This window comes from Pedobacter steynii, assembly GCF_001721645.1.
Lineage (GTDB): Bacteria > Bacteroidota > Bacteroidia > Sphingobacteriales > Sphingobacteriaceae > Pedobacter > Pedobacter steynii_A.
Window position 1 is genome coordinate 5,413,201 of sequence record NZ_CP017141.1, and the last position, 17,690, is coordinate 5,430,890.

Below are 17,690 nucleotides of genomic sequence, written 5' to 3' on the forward strand. Positions count from 1 at the left end.
ATAATGAAATAATTTTATCAGCTTATTTTTTCATTCCTGGTCTTACCCCCAAATCGTACTGCCGCTTCAAGTATGTCAACGTTTATATCTTTTAGCGTTTTGAACCTAATGCAATATCCGGTTACACTCGCCTTGCCTAGTTTTTTTCCATATGTTTGAGCTAAGTATGCCTTATCCTCAATACCAAGGATATAAACGGAAATTCCGGTTTTGTTTGCACTTAAGCCAATTTGAAAAAAATCCCTTGTCTTTCCATCAGCATATTTTATGATCTGAAATCCATAGCCTATAGTCGGGTTACTAACTGTTTTATTTTCACTGTTTTTACCGTTGTCGAACCATAATCTACACCCTGGCAGAGCTTGAAGTACGAGCTGGTGTAACTCCTGCATTTCAGTACGTTTGGGTTCAGTTTGACTGGTAATATAATTTTTGATCTGTTCTTGTATGTTCATATAAGATATCAATAATCTATTTTATCCGGACGTCAATATAGCTAAGTCTTAACATTAAAAATACTTTCAATGTGTTAATAATTGTACTAACCCCCAAATAAACCCGATAACCACCTGCAATAATGAATAGGATACAATGACTAAAATACTTCTGAAAAACAATGCTTTTTTACTGTACCCATAGCCTGAATAAAACTGATAATAATACCAGATTCCGTAGATAAATACGGAAGGGGTGATTAGTGAGAAGTAAATAAATGTGAGTGTTTTAACATTTGTACAGAATGTGGCGAAAACAGTAAAAAGAAGCCCGATGATTAATTCTGAAGAAGCTTTGTAGGAATTCAAAACCAAATTTTCCGAATAATTTAGCTTTGCTTTTCTAAACCATACAAAACTAAATAATGAATTAATGGGTATGGTAACAATCACCAGTAATTTTGGATATTTTGTGACAAATTTCTCGAACGAATTCATAGTTTCTGCGTTACCTGGCATCAAATCGGATAATTTGATGTGTAGGTAAGGCGCTAGAAGACTGGAGATGGTTAAAATTAAAAGTATTAGCGTAACGAAGCTAAAATAGTTTACCCTTTTGCCTTGGATAAATTCACGAACACTATGGCCAGGTCTCGTAAAAAGCTCTTTTATAGTAAAAAGAATTCCTTTATCTACATGCCAAACCCCATGAATAAAATCATGTTCCACAAAATGTTTAACTGAGTATCGGTGGGTACTTGATTTTTGTCCGCAATTTTGACAATAATTATCGTTTGCCTGATGGTTGCAATTTAAGCAATAATGCTGTTCCATTTAGCGCGCCTTATTTATGATAACACCTGATTAACTGTTCGATTTTTTCTTTTTTACAATAAGAAAAATGGTGGCGATAAAAGTTAACAGATAGACAATTCCCAAACCTGTATTTTTAAAGTTTAAGTTTGCAAAATCTATTTGTTTATATGTGGCTATCCCTAAAATAACTACTAAAATCCAATAGGGTAGCGATACCGAATCCTGCTTATTTTTCATGTTTTTATGATTAAAGAAAACGCAATAATCTTAAAGAAGCCTGCTCATGGGCCCTACAAAAATTGTTTCTCATAAAAGTGGGTACAAAAAAATTCTCAAAGACTACACTTTAGTGTAGATTTGACGTTAAGCCATTGCCACTAATGAAACACAAGATTAATTCAAGCCTGCTTACCAAGAATAAACTCGGAAAAATATCAGAAGAGGATCATCTTCAACAGCAACATTATTTGGAAGTCGTAAAATCTTTTTCACGGTTAACTTACGAAAGCATATATGTTATTGATTATGAAAAGATGGCATTTGAGTACGTTTCAGAAAACCCATTGTTTCTATGTGGACATTCTGTTGAGGAAGTGTTGAATATGGGCTATGAGTTCTATTTTAAAAATGTTCCTGAAAAAGATCTGGAATTGCTGAATCTGATTAATGAAGCAGGGTTTGATTTCTTCACAAAAATACCCGGGAATACGAAAAAATTGTACAGTATAACTTACGATTTTCATTTGATTAACAAGGATGGTAAACCTATACTCATCAACCATAAGCTTACTCCCTTGTTTTTGACAAACGATGAAAAGATGTGGAAAGCGATGTGCATGGTTTCTATTTCACATCATAAAAATGCAGGTAATGTTTATATTCATAAACAAGGTACTGATGAAAGCTGGGAGCTAGATACTGAACACAATGTCTGGCGTAAATCAGAGAAACCGAAACTCACGAAAAGGGAGATAGAGATATTGCGGTTGCATGCACAAGGCTTAACAATTAACCAAATTGCAGAAAAAATATTTGTTTCTCCTGATACGGTGAAATACTATAGAAGACAAATCTTTGGGCGTTTAGGGGTGAGTAATATCGTAGAAGCGCTTTCATATGCCGTTAATAACAAGATTATTTAATACGGGACATGTAGATTACCTGTTGAAAATATTGGGAAACTGATGGCGGTTTTTATCAATTAACACAGCAAGACGGTAGTTCTCTTCCGAATCAATGGCGAGATTTTCGATCTCCTCAACGATATAGGCAAAGGGGTTTTTTCCTACTTTACGATTGCCTGAATTTCGGAATGTTGCCCGGTTAAAAACGTGCAATATTCCATCTTCTATGAAGGTATTTGGACGATCTTCGCGTATGAAACTGGTGTCGCTATCATAGTATCTGCGGTTCAGGGTTTTAATGGTAAAAACCGAATCATTACTGAAATCTTCCTGATGGATCACGTATTTGTAGTAGGTATCGATTACGTCCTGGATAGTTTTTTGTTTCAGGAAGGGGAAAATCGGCCCGAGCTGCAGGAAATGTTCTCCATCTGTATGTTCAAGCAATGCGGTGGTGACTTTGTCGGAGCTAAGTTCCATTTCGATCTCCTGTGGTTCTGCTTTATACACGTTTATCACTTTTACTTTTCCCGATCGGAAAGAGCTACCTTTAATCCGGCCAGAATCGGTGTTGATAATAATCCTGTTAATTTGTGGAATGGATTCAAGTTTTGTAATCATTAAGTGGTAAAGATATTCGTCGGAGATCCATTCAAAATGTCTGTTGGGAAAGAAATAACCTGCTTCTTCAGGGATATTTAACAATGCGGTTAGGGGAGCGTTACTCATCGTTTGAATAATTTTGTTTAGGAAGCTAATGTACGAATCGTAATGATTGATGGGCGGGCAAGATTTAATAATTTTTTAGAACCCCGAGCTGAGGATATAGGTAAGCATAGCTGCAACTTCTGTATGTGTATGTCCGTAATTATCAGAGGTCAGATTAAAGCCCATTTTTTCAAGAAGTTTAACCGAAGCAAGATTCTCAGCGGATGGAAAGGCTATAATTGACTTTGCTGCCATTACCCGAAATCCATATTCAACCACAGAAGGAACTACTTCTGACATTACACCTTTGCCATGAAATTCTGCGAGCAATTCATATCCGATTTCTACAGTTTCATTTGGGGTGTTGAAATTCCATAGGCAAATTGCACCTACCATTTCTTTGGAATTTTGATAGGAGATTCCCCAAAGTATACATTCCTTTCTGCTGATCATGCCATCAATTTTTTTGATGTAATCGGTATCTTCTAAGGAAAGGGGTCTGAGGGTAAATCTCTGCGTGCTTAATATTGGGAATTGTGAAAAGTCTGGCTGCTTCATGTTTTTCAAATAAACTGGTAAGGTACCGGAAATTCTTTAAATCGAAATCATGTATGAAGTTGGCTATACTGATGAAAGGACATTCAGAGCTGTTTTTAAAAGAATAACCGGCCTTTCACCGACTGACGATAAAACCCGATTTAGTAAAGAATCTGCGTTTATTTAGGATTTGAATTAAGCTTAATATTGTGGTAAGTATTTAAGCACTTCATCAATGCTTTTCATTTCTCTGAAATTATCATGTTTCAGATTGTGGTCGTGTTGTTCGTGAGTCCAGGTAACGTGGTAGGGGATATGGGCGGCGAACCCGCCAATTTCCAGTACTGGCAGAATATCTGATTTTATAGAGTTTCCTAACATTAAAAAGTTTGAAGGTTCGCAATCTAAATGTTTTAGCAGTTTTTGGTAATCGCTATTTTTTTTGTCGCTCATGATTTCTATATGATGGAAATAATCCTGTAATCCTGATTTTTTAAGTTTTCGTTCCTGATCCAATATATCGCCTTTTGTAGCTACTACCAATCTATATTTTCCTTTTAAGCTTTCTAAAGTTTCGGTTACTCCCTCCAAAAGTTCAATGGGTTTTTGTAATAAATCTTGTCCGATTGCTATGGTTTTGTTCACCAATTGGAGGGAGGCCCTTCCGTCAGAAATCCGGCTAATGGTTTCAATCATACAAAGCATAAAGCCTTTTACCCCATAACCATACAAGTGCAGGTTTTGCATTTCCGTTCTAAACAGTTCCTGCGATACGGAATGTTGTGGCAAATAGTCTTCAAGCAGCATACAAAACTCCTTTTCGGCTTCCTGAAAATAGGGTTCATTTATCCATAAAGTATCATCTGCATCAAAGGCAATGGTGGTGATATTATTATTCATTTTACTTTTGTAATTTTCCGACGGCAAAACTCAGAATATAAATCGAATTAGGAAAGGACATTTGTCCCGGGTAAAATATGGTACGAACCAATCAGTCTTTTTTGAGCTATTTAGAGCAACTTTACAAAACACAACAACGTAAGGAAGATATTATAGTGAAGTCATTTCCCAAGGGCAAGAGACTATTCGTACAGAATGAAAATGCTTCTAAGATAATGCTGATAAAAGAGGGGATAGCAAAATGCTTTTTTACTGAAGAAAATGATAAAGAATATATTGTAGAATTTTTGGGTAAAGGTGAAATCCTGGGCGAAATTGAACTAATCCGTAATATTCCCTGTTTGTGCAACATCGAAGCAATGACCGATGTTACGGTTTATGCTATAGCCATCCCTTACTTTACTTCTTTACTTAAAAACGAGATCAGTTTAAACAATTTATTGCTGGAGGTTTTTGCAGAGCGTATTGTTAATACATCAAGTCGGGCTTCCTATCAGCAGCTATACACAACAGAGCATACCGTAGCGAAGTTACTGGACTTGCAATTGAAGCAAGGAATAGAAATATCCAGAGAAGATAAAGCAGCCTATTTAGGTATTACTATAAGGAGCCTGAATAGGGCCTTAAAGAGTTTGGAGCGGTAAATCGTAAACATAGTTCTCCGTTTCCTCTACCGGCCAACGTTCATAGTAATCATCATACAATGTGGGGGAAGTTTGCTTTGTTCACGATCCGGCTGGTGTACTTTTGCATTTCGCTAAAATATATAAATAGGTATATAGCACCTTATAACCGGGAGGAATTCATATCTTTTAATAAAGCTTAAATCAATTTTTACCTGCTTCACATTACCAAATGGGGTATTCATACCATTCTCTTTTTATGAATAAATAATGATCATAACTTGGTCTTATGAATGTAATTGAGACTAACTCACTTGTATATACTTTCGGAAGTAAACCAGTTCTGAACGGAATTGATCTCACCGTTCAGAGGGGAAGTGTATTTGGCTTTCTTGGACCAAATGGTTCAGGTAAGACAACCACAATCAGAACATTGCTTGGGCTAGCCCATGTGCCTGAAAAAAGCGTTATGCTTTTTGGTAAAGATATTCGGACCCACCGCATTGAAATTCTTAAGAATATTGGGTCACTCATAGAATATCCAGCATTATATAATCACCTTAATGGATATGATAACCTGCATATTTTATGCAATCTAACTTCCACTCCAAAAAAAAGGATAAAGGAGCTGCTTGATCTCGTTTTGCTTACTGATGATAGTAGTAAGAAGGTTAGCAAATATTCTTTAGGTATGAAACAAAGGCTAGGCATCGCGGCTGCTTTGCTAACAGATCCCGACCTGTTAATTTTGGACGAGCCCACAAACGGTCTTGATCCGGCAGGAATCAGGGATATGAGGCATTTAATTAAAACGTTGAATCAAGACTTTGGAAAAACTATTTTTATTTCAAGCCACCTCCTGTATGAAGTAGAAATGATATGTAGCCATCTGGCGATTTTAAATGAAGGAAAACTGGTATTCCAGGGGAAAGCTTCTGAGCTTAGAAACAAATATGCTAAGCTTTTATTAGTAGACACTTCAGACAATAAAAAGTCAGCGGAATTGATCGAACAGCAATATCCTGTCAAACTAACCGAAGATTTACTTGAGATAGTCGTTAAGGAAGAAAATGATGCGGCAGTTATCTCAAGGATACTGTTCAGAAACGATATAGATATCTACAGGCTGGAACCGAGAAGTCAAAATTTAGAAGAATTATTTTTTAATCTCACCACAAATGATTGAACGCGTTATTAGCTCCACATTAAGGTTTTATGCAGAGCTACAAAAACTCAAAAATACCCTGGCTATTTTAGTTGCAGTCGCACTCCCATTGTTTGTTGCCTTTTTAAGTTTTGTAATCTATCTTTCTGAGGGGCATAAACTAATTAATGCAGGAACAAATCCCTGGCACGGATATATATACCACCTGCAAAAATTTTGGGCCGGTCTGCTGTTGCCGCTCACAATTATTCTTGAAGCATCATTAATCAACTCAATTGAGCACTCAAATAACATGTGGAAGCAGATTTACTCTTTACCGGTTTCTAAATGCGCTGTTTATTTTTATAAGCTTTTAGCTTTCATCTTTCTAAATATCCTAACGGCGGTCAGCCTAACGTTTTTCATCCAATTGTTTGGCTTTCTTTTAATATTTATAAGACCCGAATTTGGATTTGATTCCCCGAGCCTCATTAAAGAAAGCCTGCTACTGTCGTTAAAAATGATGCTTGCATCCTCCGCAATTATTGGTTTTCAATTCTTACTGAGTTTCAATTTCCGGTCTTTTGTAATACCTACAGTGATTGGTTTTTGTATAACAGTGGGCACGGGAATAGCCTCATCATGGAAACATATTGAGCTTTTACCTTATTCTTATCCCTCATTGTCGACAAATAGTCCGGATGCTCAAATTGGGAATATCTATATAATTATCGCTTTGTTATCCCTGGTATTGACATCAGCAGCAGGTTTTTATGTATCTTCAAAAAAGGAAATAAGTTGAGACCCGTTTTGAAGACAGCGATTTATACCATCATTCATATTTCAGTGTGGCTAATAGCGTATTCCCTGACCCTCAAAATAGCCAGTACGTCATTCTTTTATAATCCAGTGATGTGGATTACTGGGATATTGGCTTTTTACATCAATATTTGTGTATTTATTCCCAGCTACCTACACAATAATAGCAGGTGGTTCAAGTATACCTGCTTAACTTTACTGGTGATTACCATTCTTAGCAGCATCGAATTTGGATTGGATTACCTGCTAAAACTAGAGCCTGTATTTATCAGAGGCAGATCACCGAATACATTTGTTGAAACCATTATCATATTCGGCGCTATTGCTTTCGTAAAAACAATTATTGTGATGCCACTATCTTATCTTTTTCAATTCATAAAAGATCTGATCGTTTATAAGAAGGTGAGTGTATTCGCCGAAATATCTTTGCATATCCTCATCATCGCGATGTTTTACTTGCTCAGGATTATGGAATATCCGCAATGGGCACCGGAAAAAACGCCTTTTTTATTTTTATTCAAAGCGGTATATTCGTTCATACTTGTTACCATCAGCTTATCATTTTTCTATCTGAACTCCTTTTGGTTTATACCTTCTTTTCTGACTAAGGGGAAATACATGTTATATTTTTCATCGCTGATATTGATGATTATCGGATCAGTCTTGCTAGAATGGGCTATCTATTCCATCCCGGTCTTTACCCCTGAACAGATAAACGTACTAACGAAAACCATAGTCCCTTCGCTGGCATTTAAACTATTGATACTTTTAGCTTCCTTTTTGTATCAATTTACAAAAGACTGGTTCAAACATGAAAACCTGCGCAAGAAATTGGAATCAGAAAAGCTGCTTACAGAACTGGATCTTTTAAAGTTGCAGGTCCATCCGCATTTTTTATTCAATACGCTGAATAATATCTATTCGCAGGCTATGCAGGAAGATAGTCCCAAAACTGTTCAAAGTATAGCCAGATTAAGTGGTTTAATGCGTTACATGCTAGAAGAATGCAACCAGGATCTGGTGCTGGTGAATAGGGAACTAGAATATATCCGAGATTATATAAGCCTGCAGAAATTAAGAATAGACCAGCATAATCAAATTAAAGCTGATTATAAAACCGATCAATCCGACACATTTTTAATCGCGCCCATGCTATTAATTCCATTTATTGAAAATGCATTTAAATATGGAATCAGTAATAAATTCGTATCGTTTATTCACATGAAAATAGAGGTAACCGATGGTAAGCTACTCTTCTCTATTCAAAACCCAATTCATGAGCATAAGAATAGGCAAATAAGTACAGGGCTGGGCCTATTAAATGTCGGCCGGCGATTGACTCACTTATATCCGGACAATCACAAGCTTTCAATAAATGATAAGGATGGTATATTCAATGTAAATTTAACAATCAAGCTTTCATATGGACTGCATAGCAATAGACGATGAGCCGCTGGCGCTGGATGTGATCGAATATCATTCAGAAAGAATTCCGTTCATTAACATAAATTCGGTATTCACCGATGCCTTTAAAGCACTGGATTACCTACAATGTAATGCGGTAAACCTGGTTTTTATGGATATTTCCATGCCGGATATTTCCGGTTTACAATTGATTAAAAGTCTCCCAGATCCTCCAATGGTTATTTTTACAACAGCTTTTAGTAATTATGCTGCCGAAAGTTATGAGGTGAACGCAGTTGACTACCTGATAAAGCCTATTGAATTTGATCGGTTTTTAATTGCCTGTAATAAGGCAAATGCTATTTACAAGAGGGAGATGAACCCTGAAAATGTTCCATCAGGTAAATTCATGATTATTAAAAGCGGGCATGAATCCTTTAAGATCAATTTTGAAGATGTTCAATACATTGAGGCAGAAGGTAACCTTGTGAATTTTGTAGCTAGCGACAAAAAGGTCGTTACAAGGCTATCCATAAAAGAAGTTTTGAAATTACTTCCGAAAGAACAGTTCATTCAAGTACACAGGTCTTTTATTATATCATTGTCTTATCTAAAAAAGTTTGAAAATCATCAGCTAATTGTGGCAGATAGGAGTATACCATTAGGTGGAATTTATAAACAGCAATTTATTGACCTTCTCAACGGAAATAAAACTAAATCAACATCATGAGACTCGCACTGATCTATCTTATACTACCCATTTTTTTTTTAAGCTGCTCATCTTCCCATCATGAATTTGAAGGTAAAAATAGTGAGGAAGCAGTTATTCTGGAGCTTGATAAGATTATTGCAGAAAATTTACCCAAAAACAGAAGTATATCCGGGGCTATCGTCAAGGGGGATAAAGTCATCTGGTCGAAAGCATATGGAGTTTCTGATTTGGAGACTCAGTCTAAGGCAGACACGGCTACTATTTATCGTATTGGTTCAATTTCAAAACCATTTACTGCCTTTTTAATGATGCTTTTGGTACAGGATAGCATCATTAATCTGGATGATCCTGTTGAATTATATTTCCCGGAGATAAAAAGACTCAAAGGATATTCGGATGCTACAAAAATCACCTTCAAACAATTAGCTAGTCATACTTCCGGATTGGTGAGAGAACCAGATTTACTAAAGGCTGCTTCCGGCCCCATTGAAGGATGGGAGAGTAAAATTTTGGCAGCCATACCAACCACCTCCTTTGAATCTAAACCTGGCGAGAAGTTTAGCTATTCAAATATTGGATACGGGATTTTAGGATTGGCTCTTTCCAAAGCTGCAAAAAAGCCTTTCATTGAATTGATTGAGAAAAGGATTTTTGAGCCCTTGAATATGAATTCCAGTTACTTTGCTGTGCCTAAAGAAAAACTTTCAGATTTAGCAGCTGGGATTCAGGATTCTGATGGAGAGATGGATGTCAAAACGCCCCTGCTTGAGCATAAGGGGCGTGGATACAAAGTTCCTAATGGAGGCATATATTCTACTCCCAATGATTTGGCGAAATTCATGATATACAACATGGGGACTTCATCTAATCTTGTGTCAGGTGAAAATTTAGCAATGATGCAAAATGAAATAACTGGTATTGGGGAGCGGAATTATTATGGCATAGGATTTTTTGTTAATAAGAGAGACCAATTGACCGTAATAAATCACGGTGGGGCGGTTGCCGGGTATACCGCTAACTTTGCTTTTACAAGAGAGAATAAATATGGAATCATACTTATGAGGAACTATTCTCAAGGAGAACCTGATATTTGGGAACTACCCTTTGAATTATTAGAGGCTCTGAATAAAGTTAAGTAATAAATGAATATAAAAACATCCGGAGGCATACTATAGTAGGCTGTTTTTGAAATATCTTTTAATGCAAAAAGCCCCAGATTTCTCTGAGGCTTTTCGTGATCCCGCTGGGATTCGAACCCAGGACCACTACATTAAAAGTGTAATGCTCTACCAGCTGAGCTACGGAATCGTACTATTTTCCCTTGTTTCGGGAGTGCAAAAGTATAATTTTTACTCAAATATTCTGCTTTACAGTTATGAAATATTGAAAATAAAATCAATTTACTTTCTAATATATTGATATATAAGAATAAAAATTTTTGGCTGGCACTAAATATTGAGGTCAGTTAATTGCATTTTGGTGTTTTTTGGAAGTGCAATTGATAAAGCATTTCCCTCAATCAGATAGCTCTGTACCTTATACTGATCGAAGTTTGTAAAATAAGAAAGATAAAAATCTTTTTCTTCTTCGAATTTCTTCAGCTCAATAATTTCCAAAGGAATCATCAACCCACATCTGATGGTTTTTGCTAAAGCTTCTTTTACCGTCCAGAATAAAACCTCTCCAAGAGGAGCTTTGAGTCCGGAACTTCTTATCAGTAAGCGCTCCTGAGCGGTAAGTTGTTCGTCGATTACCTGCGCATTGCCTGTCGCAATTGCTTCTATATCAATTCCCATCGGATGTTCCTCGGGGAAAGCAATAGCGGTAGCCCAGGAATCGCCATGTGCAATGCTCACCTGAATATTTTCTGTTCCCTGATGTCTGACCACTGGCTGCTGAAACACTCCAGGAGCAATTTCAATGGCCGAAGGATCTTTACAGGACAAACATTGCATTAAAGCCATCTTTGCACAATAACGACCTAAAAGATAACTATGCTGACGTTTTTCATACTGAAGCGTTTTGAAATATTCATATTCTGAAAGATGCAGAAAACCCTTTGCAAGACCTTTCAGTTCTTCGAGGCTGCTTTCAATGATACATAAGGCACCAGAATAGCTACTTTCCGCCCTTAACAATTCAATCTTTTTTAAATAGGTTTTCATTAAAAATGTCAGCTGCTATACACTTGTTTGATCAGGTAAACATAAACAAATTATCTCAGGACATCTTGTCTATAGTTTGGTAAACAGTGTTTTTTCTTAAATATTAATTGATTTATGTTTTTTATTTTTAAACTACCTGTTTTAAGCAGGAAACGATCTATATTTGGCAATGAAAAAAATAGGTTATTTAAACATCGTCTTTGTTTTTATTCTTTTTTTTGCGGTCTCCTGTAAAAAAGATCCGGTAATAAACCATAATGGTGCTACGGATAGTTTTTCGCAAATATTCATACAGTTTTGGGATAAAATGAACTACCAATATGTTTATTGGGATAAAGAATCAACAGACTGGAACCTGGTGTATAAAAAGTATAAGCCTCTTTTTGATCAGCTTGGAAACAGCGATGAGGATAAAAGAAAAGCAGCGACCTATTTTCAACAGATGACCAGTGGTCTTACCGATAATCATTTCAGCATCAGCTTTAACGATGGGGCTTTAAGCAATTTAACCGTTAACCCGGCTTACGACAGGAAAATCAGATCTGAGAATTTTCATAGCAGGTTTAATTATGTGGAGGTGGTTAAAACCTATTTAGATCCCGGTTTCTTGTCGGGCAAAGGAAACATTACCAAAAACGGCGTGCCTATAAATGTTACTTCCGGTACCCTAAACAATAACCTGCTCTATTTTCATTGTAATTTTTTTGCACTTAAGAAATCCTATGATTCAAATAATACACAGGTAAAGATGGTGTTGGACTATTTCTTTTCCCAGCTTAAGCAAAGTACAAATCCCATAAAAGGAGTGATACTTGATTTGAGGAGCAACAGTGGGGGAGAAATTATTGATCTGAATTTTTTTGCGGGAAAACTCGTTAATAAAGACATCACATTTGGATACGCCAGGGGCAAAAGCGGACTCGGGAAATTAAGTTATCTGCCCTGGCTGGAGTCCAGATTGAAGCGTGACCCTACATATGAAACCACTATTCCTGTGATATTATTGGCAGATAATTTTTCCGCATCATTGGCTGAGATTATGACTCTTGCCTTAAAATCTCCAAAAAACCTGGTGATCGGTGAACAAACGTACGGTGCCACCGGGGCGATCTCTGACGCTGCAATTTTTAATTCCGGATCTTTCGAGCTGGGAAACTTTGCATCGGTAACCACATCGGCAGTAGAATTCAAAGGTATAGATGGAACGTTTTATGAGAATGTGGGCATTACTCCTGATTTGTATGTTCCATTTAACCTTCAGGAATTAGCCCGGAATAAAGATCTTCAACTGGAATTAGCCATACGTCAATTTAAATAAGAGATGACCATTAAAAAATTACGCTATATATTGACCGTGTTAACTGTGATGTATGCAAGCACGGCCATTGCTCAACTGAACATCGGTGTTGATGCCGGGATATCCTATAATAAACTGCAGGTTGAAATGGCAGATGATGAAATACGCCTGTCAAAGAATAGTGGTTATATCGTCAATGTTAATATCGATCAAAAGATTAATAAATGGCTTGCGATAGAAGTTTCTCCAGGCTTGATACAAAAGAACTACAGGGTTGAAAACAAGAATAATATCTATCAAAACGTAACTAATACTTATCTGCATTTGCCCATCACCGCAAAATATGAGATGAAAGTTTTAAAAAAAATAAATCTATCCGCGGCTTTAGGCGCTTATTATGCATATTGGATAGAAAGCACGATGGAAGGGGTTGCGCCTAATGTTTTTGAACTTTCAACCAATCCGGAAGGAAATGAAACCGTTAGGTTGGAGCGGATTAAATCGAACTATAGATTTAATGCGAAACAGGATAACAGGTCTGAATTTGGCTGGGTTGCCAAAATTGGATTGGACTATAGGGTCTTAAAAAATGTTTCTGCCACTATAAAAGGACATTTTTATCAATCGATTACTGATCAGCAAAAACGGGTATCTGAGATACATGCCCAAAAGTACAACCAAACCACAGCGCTGACCATAGGGGGTGTTTATCATTTTCAATAAGTTGGATTGGCGTCACAATTAAATAAATATTGCTCCGTTTTACGTATGGTGAAAAAGCCGGTGCTTATGAAACAATTAATGGCGATCATTATCTTCACTTTTTCCGTTGCAATTGGAAAGGGTAAATCGATAATAAAGAAAAATACAGCCAGAATTGATACGACAGAAGTGGTCACGATCGGAGGAATAAAGCAATTCATAAAACTTCAGGGAGCAGACCAGGCCAGGCCATTACTGCTGTTTCTTCATGGAGGTCCCGGAACTTCATTGATCCCCGTTGCTGATACATTTACCGATAAACTTAGGGAGAAATTTGTAGTCGTTCAATGGGACCAAAGAGAGGTTGGGGAAACCTTAAAACTAAACTCTTCTCCTGAAAAGCTCTCTCTTGCCCTGGTTCAAAAAGATACCCACGAATTGATCCGGTATCTGCTTAAAAAGTTTAATCAAAAAAAGCTGTTTCTGGCTTCGCATTCTTTTGGTTCAATGTTGGGATTTAATATAGCGGATAAACATCCCGAATTACTGCATGCTTATATCCCAATCAGTGGAATTATAGATCAAAGAAAAAGTGAGAAGTTAACGATAGAGATGCTGATCAATTGGGCTGGAGAAACAAAGAATGAAAGCGCTATAAGAGAGCTTACCCTGGTGAAGCTTCCGTTTGATGACCAGGATGATCTTTTTTATGCTCAAAAATGGTTATTTATACATAATGGTGTTGATTTTGCGAAAAAGGAAGACTTTAAAGCTAAATATTATAATTGGTTGGCCACCTGGTTTCCGATGTGGAAGACTGCAGTAGCCAATAATCTTTTCAAAACACTGCCTGCACTGAAATGTCCCGTTTATTTTATAGAAGGGAATGGCGACCAGCAGAAATCTCATTATCTGGTGGAAGATTATTATAAGTTTTTAAAAGCGCCAAAGAAAGGGCTGTTCTGGTTTGAGGAATCCGGACATACGGTTTTCAATACTGAACCGGAGAAGCTACAACAGGTAATCATAGAAAAGATATTACCAGCAACACTCCAATAATGCCGGGTTCGTGTTCATCTTATTCATTATTCGGTAAAGCGGGGTTTTGACATGCAAATCGCTATTGATCTGTATATATTTGAACATGAGATGTTTTATGATGCAAAATCGAATTCGGCTCTATCGCAAGGAAAAAGGGCTCACACAAATGGAATTTGCTAAAATACTTAACCTAACTCCATATAAATTCCGTAGCTTGGAGAATGGAAAAGTATTGCCGTCTCAGGAAATGGCGATGAAGATGGTGGAAATACTTGAAGTAACCATCGAAGATGTTTTCTTTATTGAAGAAACTCAACGTTGACAAATTAAGCCGGTAGACGTATTGAACATTGTAATTTTCAAGGCATGAACGTTAAATCTATAGTAATTATTCTTGGGCTTGGTTTATGGATAAACCCTGCATTACTACAGTTAAAAGCACAGGTTAATCCCCAGGTTCAGACCAATGGAAGCAAAGCTACAAACGTGGTTACTGCTGTTCCTTTTTTACTGATCGTCCCTGATGCACGTACCGGAGGAATGGGAGATGCGGGGGTGGCCAGTCTGCCCGATGTCAACGCCTTAGCGGTTAACCCTTCAAAAGTAGCCTTTTTAGAAAAGAAATATGGCGTTTCCGCATCTTATAGCCCATGGCTGAACCGCTTAAAAGCAGATATAAATCTGGCTTATCTGAGCGGTTATTATAAAGTAAGCGACCAAAATACCCTGGCCGCGTCATTACGGTATTTTTCTATTGGTAAAGTCCAGTTATTTGACAATAACCAGCAGGACCTGGGTTTCTATAGTCCAAATGAATTTGCTGTTGATTTCAGCTTTGCAAGAAGGTTCGGAGAAACATTTTCACTGGGTACTGCGGTAAGGTACATCCGGTCAAACCTAAGTTCCGGAAGGTTCACTTCTGGTCTGGATAGTAAAGCAGGTAATGCGCTCGCGGTTGATGCCTCGGCCTATCTGAGGAAACCAACTCATTTCTTTGGTAAAGATGCTTTGCTGGCCTTTGGGTTAAACCTCTCTAACATCGGAACAAAAATGAGTTACAGCGATGCTGCAGATAAACTTTTTCTTCCTACCAATCTTAAGCTGGGAGGGGCTTCTACTTTTTATCTCGATGAGATGAACCAGATTACATTTGCGCTGGACTTTAACAAACTGCTGGTACCTACTCAACCGGTTTACGACAATGATGGAAAGATTGTTAAAGGTAAGGATCCCAATATATCGGTACCTGCAGGAATCTTCGGCTCCTTTGGAGATGCTCCTGGAGGGATGACCGAAGAATTAAAAGAATGGAGTATCGGGACGGGATTGGAATATACCTATAACCGTCAGCTGGCCTTACGCTGTGGCTATTTTTATGAAAACCCGGATAAAGGAGATCGTCGATATTTTACGCTTGGAGGAGGATTTAACTATCAGTCTTTACAGATAGACCTGGCTTATATGCTCGCGGAAACTAAAAATAGCCCGCTCGCAAATACCCTTAGATTCAGTCTGACTTTCAGTCCGCAAATTTTGGAAAAAAATGACAAAAAAAAGTAACAAGTTTAAGCATGTTTCATAAATGTTAAACAAAATAGTTCATTTGGCATAACATGACTAAAAGTGTAAAAACATAATACATCAAAATTTTAAAATGTCTTTATAAGAATACTTATTTTCAATGAATGAAATAAAAGTTTCAGTATTTTATTTATTGAAAAAAATAAAAATTTTAAGGAGATAAAATGCTGATATAAGTGTATATTTGCATATAAAGTTTATTACAGTCTCAGAGAGCTCCAGCTAAACCCGATTTTCAACGACTCTCTTCCGCTCTGAGCTACAAAATTGTAACAGTTCACCAAATATATACCATCATGAAAAAGTTAATTATCTCCACTGGCATCTGCTTTTCAGCTCTTTTTATAGCTTCATCGGCTTTCGCCCAAGCTTCAGCCACCGCCGACGCTTCTGCAACAATTGTGACACCAATCAGTATTGTGAAGAATACAGATATGGATTTTGGTAATGTAGCCACCAATGGTACTGTGGGTACTGTGGTATTAACTCCAGCGGGAACGAGAACATTTACAGGTGGGGTTACTTTACCTGCAACCACGGGGACGGTAACTGCGGCTTCTTTTACGGTGTCCGGTTCAGGATCATTTACCTATGCGATTACGCTCCCTTCTTCTGTTACCATTACAAGCGGTTCTGACAATATGATCGTCAATACTTTTACCAGTACTCCAAGTACTGCAGGTATTCTTACGGCCGGCGAACAGATCATTACAGTAGGGGCAACGCTGAACTTAGTGGCATCACAGGCTGAAGGAGCTTATACCTCGGCTACACCTTTTACAGTTACGGTAAATTATAACTAAGATTAATCGCCCATATGTTTAGAAAAGCCGGAACTCGTTTAATAATAGCCGTTGCCTTTTGTATCATAGGCCAGTTGTGGTGCCTGTCTTCTGTGATGGCTCAGGGAAACCTGATCATCATGCCAAGAAGGGTCACCTTTGAAGGCACCAAAAGAACTCAGGAGCTCAATGTAGCCAATACAGGTAAAGACACTGCCAAATACCTGATCTCTGTACTTCAGTACAGGATGCTAGAAAATGGCAATTTTCAAGAAATCAGCACCCCAGATTCAGGACAGAACTTTGCGGATAAGAATTTCAGGTTTTTCCCCAGGAGTGTGGTACTCGCCCCAAATGAATCTCAGACGATAAAAGTACAGGTGATCAATGCTTCTGAACTAAAAGCCGGTGAATACCGCTCGCATTTATACTTCAGGGCTGTGCCCAATGAGAAACCTGCGGAAGTTAAGAGCGACGCTAAATTTGCAAAAACAATGACTGTACATCTTGTCCCAACATTTGGAATTGCAATTCCGGTGATCATCAGGGTTGGCGCAGCTAAGGCGACAGTAAGTCTGAATACACCTGAGTTTGAAATAGGGGATGATGGCATTCCGAAGGTCCGGCTCATTTTTGCCCGCTCCGGAAATGCATCCGTTTATGGAGACCTCCAGGTAAATCATATTTCCGAACAGGGGAAAATGACTCAGGTTGGGATCGCGAAAGGATTCGCCATTTATACACCGAATACTGGCCGGACCTTTACGTTTAATCTTGATAAATCTGCTAATGTAAATTATCACAAGGGAAAATTGCAAATTGTTTATGCTACTTCATCAGACAAAAAACCGGTAATTATCACAGAATCTACCATCAACCTGCTATAAATAAGCTGCTGAAT

21 protein-coding genes and 1 tRNA gene are annotated in these 17,690 nt (G+C 37.6%); 14 read left to right on the forward strand and 8 right to left on the reverse strand.

The window, feature by feature from the left end:
* Positions 1-17: 17 nt before the first annotated feature.
* The 3 genes from BFS30_RS22385 to BFS30_RS22395 all read right to left on the reverse strand — a co-directional run bounded on the left by BFS30_RS22385 (position 18) and on the right by BFS30_RS22395 (position 1,487).
* Complete coding sequence (locus tag BFS30_RS22385) at positions 18-392, reverse strand: DUF1801 domain-containing protein (RefSeq protein WP_208603000.1); 375 nt, start codon at positions 390-392, stop codon at positions 18-20.
* A 129-nt stretch (positions 393-521) separates the two neighbouring features.
* A complete protein-coding gene (locus BFS30_RS22390) occupies positions 522-1,268 on the reverse strand; it encodes a DUF3667 domain-containing protein (protein ID WP_069381325.1) in 747 nt (248 codons plus the stop codon).
* A 30-nt stretch (positions 1,269-1,298) separates the two neighbouring features.
* Positions 1,299-1,487 (reverse strand): hypothetical protein, encoded by a 189-nt coding sequence (locus BFS30_RS22395; RefSeq protein WP_069381326.1) that lies wholly within the window; start codon positions 1,485-1,487, stop codon positions 1,299-1,301.
* Between the two features lie 143 nt (positions 1,488-1,630).
* Between BFS30_RS22395 and BFS30_RS22400 the strand changes: the two genes are divergently transcribed.
* Positions 1,631-2,392: a response regulator transcription factor gene (locus BFS30_RS22400; protein ID WP_069381327.1), complete on the forward strand. Its 762-nt coding sequence runs from the start codon at positions 1,631-1,633 to the stop codon at positions 2,390-2,392.
* Between the two features lie 15 nt (positions 2,393-2,407).
* On the opposite strand, the gene BFS30_RS22405 is transcribed toward BFS30_RS22400, so the two are convergent.
* The 3 genes from BFS30_RS22405 to BFS30_RS22415 form a co-directional block, all read right to left on the reverse strand.
* Complete coding sequence (locus BFS30_RS22405; protein ID WP_069381328.1) at positions 2,408-3,103, reverse strand: hypothetical protein; 696 nt, start codon at positions 3,101-3,103, stop codon at positions 2,408-2,410.
* Positions 3,104-3,178: 75 nt separating this feature from the next.
* On the reverse strand, positions 3,179-3,640 hold the full coding sequence (locus BFS30_RS22410; protein WP_069381329.1) for a GNAT family N-acetyltransferase: 462 nt from the start codon (positions 3,638-3,640) through the stop codon (positions 3,179-3,181).
* 180 nt (positions 3,641-3,820) lie between these two features.
* The gene (locus tag BFS30_RS22415) at positions 3,821-4,519 is read right to left on the reverse strand and encodes an HAD family hydrolase (protein ID WP_069381330.1); all 699 of its coding nucleotides are present in this window, start codon (positions 4,517-4,519) and stop codon (positions 3,821-3,823) included.
* A gap of 77 nt (positions 4,520-4,596) precedes the next feature.
* On the opposite strand from BFS30_RS22415, the gene BFS30_RS22420 reads away from it, so the two are divergent.
* The 6 genes from BFS30_RS22420 (at position 4,597) to BFS30_RS22445 (ending at position 10,360) form a co-directional block, all read left to right on the forward strand.
* Positions 4,597-5,163, forward strand: coding sequence for a Crp/Fnr family transcriptional regulator (locus BFS30_RS22420; RefSeq protein ID WP_069381331.1), 567 nt, complete (start codon positions 4,597-4,599; stop codon positions 5,161-5,163).
* A 268-nt stretch (positions 5,164-5,431) separates the two neighbouring features.
* The gene (locus BFS30_RS22425) at positions 5,432-6,328 is read left to right on the forward strand and encodes an ABC transporter ATP-binding protein (RefSeq protein WP_069381332.1); all 897 of its coding nucleotides are present in this window, start codon (positions 5,432-5,434) and stop codon (positions 6,326-6,328) included.
* Complete coding sequence (locus tag BFS30_RS28250; protein WP_069381333.1) at positions 6,321-7,088, forward strand: ABC transporter permease; 768 nt, start codon at positions 6,321-6,323, stop codon at positions 7,086-7,088. The genes BFS30_RS22425 and BFS30_RS28250 overlap by 8 nt, the downstream gene beginning before the upstream one ends.
* 8 nt (positions 7,089-7,096) lie before the next feature.
* Positions 7,097-8,554, forward strand: a complete 1,458-nt coding sequence (locus BFS30_RS22435; RefSeq protein WP_157263009.1) for a sensor histidine kinase — start codon at positions 7,097-7,099, stop codon at positions 8,552-8,554.
* Positions 8,529-9,239 carry a LytR/AlgR family response regulator transcription factor gene (locus BFS30_RS22440; RefSeq protein WP_069381335.1) on the forward strand — a complete coding sequence of 237 codons (711 nt, stop codon included), beginning with the start codon at positions 8,529-8,531 and terminating at the stop codon, positions 9,237-9,239. The genes BFS30_RS22435 and BFS30_RS22440 overlap by 26 nt, the downstream gene beginning before the upstream one ends.
* The gene (locus tag BFS30_RS22445) at positions 9,236-10,360 is read left to right on the forward strand and encodes a serine hydrolase domain-containing protein (RefSeq protein WP_069381336.1); all 1,125 of its coding nucleotides are present in this window, start codon (positions 9,236-9,238) and stop codon (positions 10,358-10,360) included. Before BFS30_RS22440 ends, BFS30_RS22445 begins: the two co-directional genes overlap by 4 nt.
* A gap of 96 nt (positions 10,361-10,456) precedes the next feature.
* On the opposite strand, the gene BFS30_RS22450 is transcribed toward BFS30_RS22445, so the two are convergent.
* Positions 10,457-10,529 (reverse strand) — tRNA-Lys (locus tag BFS30_RS22450).
* Between the two features lie 140 nt (positions 10,530-10,669).
* Positions 10,670-11,386, reverse strand: coding sequence for a 4'-phosphopantetheinyl transferase family protein (locus BFS30_RS22455; protein WP_069381337.1), 717 nt, complete (start codon positions 11,384-11,386; stop codon positions 10,670-10,672).
* A gap of 307 nt (positions 11,387-11,693) precedes the next feature.
* Between BFS30_RS22455 and BFS30_RS22460 the strand changes: the two genes are divergently transcribed.
* From BFS30_RS22460 to BFS30_RS22490, 7 genes are all read left to right on the forward strand, one after another.
* Positions 11,694-12,704 (forward strand): S41 family peptidase, encoded by a 1,011-nt coding sequence (locus BFS30_RS22460; protein WP_167353185.1) that lies wholly within the window; start codon positions 11,694-11,696, stop codon positions 12,702-12,704.
* Between the two features lie 3 nt (positions 12,705-12,707).
* A complete protein-coding gene (locus BFS30_RS22465) occupies positions 12,708-13,406 on the forward strand; it encodes a porin family protein (RefSeq protein ID WP_069381339.1) in 699 nt (232 codons plus the stop codon).
* Between the two features lie 66 nt (positions 13,407-13,472).
* The gene (locus BFS30_RS22470) at positions 13,473-14,444 is read left to right on the forward strand and encodes an alpha/beta fold hydrolase (protein WP_157263010.1); all 972 of its coding nucleotides are present in this window, start codon (positions 13,473-13,475) and stop codon (positions 14,442-14,444) included.
* Between the two features lie 100 nt (positions 14,445-14,544).
* Positions 14,545-14,748, forward strand: coding sequence for a helix-turn-helix transcriptional regulator (locus BFS30_RS22475; protein ID WP_069382616.1), 204 nt, complete (start codon positions 14,545-14,547; stop codon positions 14,746-14,748).
* A 44-nt stretch (positions 14,749-14,792) separates the two neighbouring features.
* Positions 14,793-15,986, forward strand: coding sequence for a type IX secretion system outer membrane channel protein PorV (porV, locus tag BFS30_RS22480; RefSeq protein ID WP_069381341.1), 1,194 nt, complete (start codon positions 14,793-14,795; stop codon positions 15,984-15,986).
* Between the two features lie 317 nt (positions 15,987-16,303).
* Positions 16,304-16,810: a DUF4402 domain-containing protein gene (locus BFS30_RS22485; protein WP_069381342.1), complete on the forward strand. Its 507-nt coding sequence runs from the start codon at positions 16,304-16,306 to the stop codon at positions 16,808-16,810.
* A gap of 14 nt (positions 16,811-16,824) precedes the next feature.
* Positions 16,825-17,676 carry a molecular chaperone gene (locus BFS30_RS22490; protein WP_069381343.1) on the forward strand — a complete coding sequence of 284 codons (852 nt, stop codon included), beginning with the start codon at positions 16,825-16,827 and terminating at the stop codon, positions 17,674-17,676.
* Positions 17,677-17,690: the final 14 nt, after the last annotated feature.

Coding starts and splice junctions, on each gene's coding strand:
- BFS30_RS22425 (WP_069381332.1), top strand. CDS start 5,432: ATGAATGTAATTGAGACTAACTCACTTGTATATACTTTCGGAAGTAAA.
- BFS30_RS22455 (WP_069381337.1), bottom strand. CDS start 11,386: ATGAAAACCTATTTAAAAAAGATTGAATTGTTAAGGGCGGAAAGTAGC.
- BFS30_RS22490 (WP_069381343.1), top strand. CDS start 16,825: ATGTTTAGAAAAGCCGGAACTCGTTTAATAATAGCCGTTGCCTTTTGT.
- BFS30_RS22485 (WP_069381342.1), top strand. CDS start 16,304: ATGAAAAAGTTAATTATCTCCACTGGCATCTGCTTTTCAGCTCTTTTT.
- BFS30_RS22395 (WP_069381326.1), bottom strand. CDS start 1,487: ATGAAAAATAAGCAGGATTCGGTATCGCTACCCTATTGGATTTTAGTA.
- BFS30_RS22415 (WP_069381330.1), bottom strand. CDS start 4,519: ATGAATAATAATATCACCACCATTGCCTTTGATGCAGATGATACTTTA.
- BFS30_RS22420 (WP_069381331.1), top strand. CDS start 4,597: ATGGTACGAACCAATCAGTCTTTTTTGAGCTATTTAGAGCAACTTTAC.
- BFS30_RS22445 (WP_069381336.1), top strand. CDS start 9,236: ATGAGACTCGCACTGATCTATCTTATACTACCCATTTTTTTTTTAAGC.
- BFS30_RS22405 (WP_069381328.1), bottom strand. CDS start 3,103: ATGAGTAACGCTCCCCTAACCGCATTGTTAAATATCCCTGAAGAAGCA.
- BFS30_RS22465 (WP_069381339.1), top strand. CDS start 12,708: ATGACCATTAAAAAATTACGCTATATATTGACCGTGTTAACTGTGATG.
- BFS30_RS28250 (WP_069381333.1), top strand. CDS start 6,321: ATGATTGAACGCGTTATTAGCTCCACATTAAGGTTTTATGCAGAGCTA.
- porV (WP_069381341.1), top strand. CDS start 14,793: ATGAACGTTAAATCTATAGTAATTATTCTTGGGCTTGGTTTATGGATA.
- BFS30_RS22475 (WP_069382616.1), top strand. CDS start 14,545: ATGCAAAATCGAATTCGGCTCTATCGCAAGGAAAAAGGGCTCACACAA.
- BFS30_RS22410 (WP_069381329.1), bottom strand. CDS start 3,640: ATGAAGCAGCCAGACTTTTCACAATTCCCAATATTAAGCACGCAGAGA.
- BFS30_RS22470 (WP_157263010.1), top strand. CDS start 13,473: ATGAAACAATTAATGGCGATCATTATCTTCACTTTTTCCGTTGCAATT.
- BFS30_RS22385 (WP_208603000.1), bottom strand. CDS start 392: ATGCAGGAGTTACACCAGCTCGTACTTCAAGCTCTGCCAGGGTGTAGA.
- BFS30_RS22460 (WP_167353185.1), top strand. CDS start 11,694: ATGAACTACCAATATGTTTATTGGGATAAAGAATCAACAGACTGGAAC.
- BFS30_RS22390 (WP_069381325.1), bottom strand. CDS start 1,268: ATGGAACAGCATTATTGCTTAAATTGCAACCATCAGGCAAACGATAAT.
- BFS30_RS22400 (WP_069381327.1), top strand. CDS start 1,631: ATGAAACACAAGATTAATTCAAGCCTGCTTACCAAGAATAAACTCGGA.
- BFS30_RS22440 (WP_069381335.1), top strand. CDS start 8,529: ATGGACTGCATAGCAATAGACGATGAGCCGCTGGCGCTGGATGTGATC.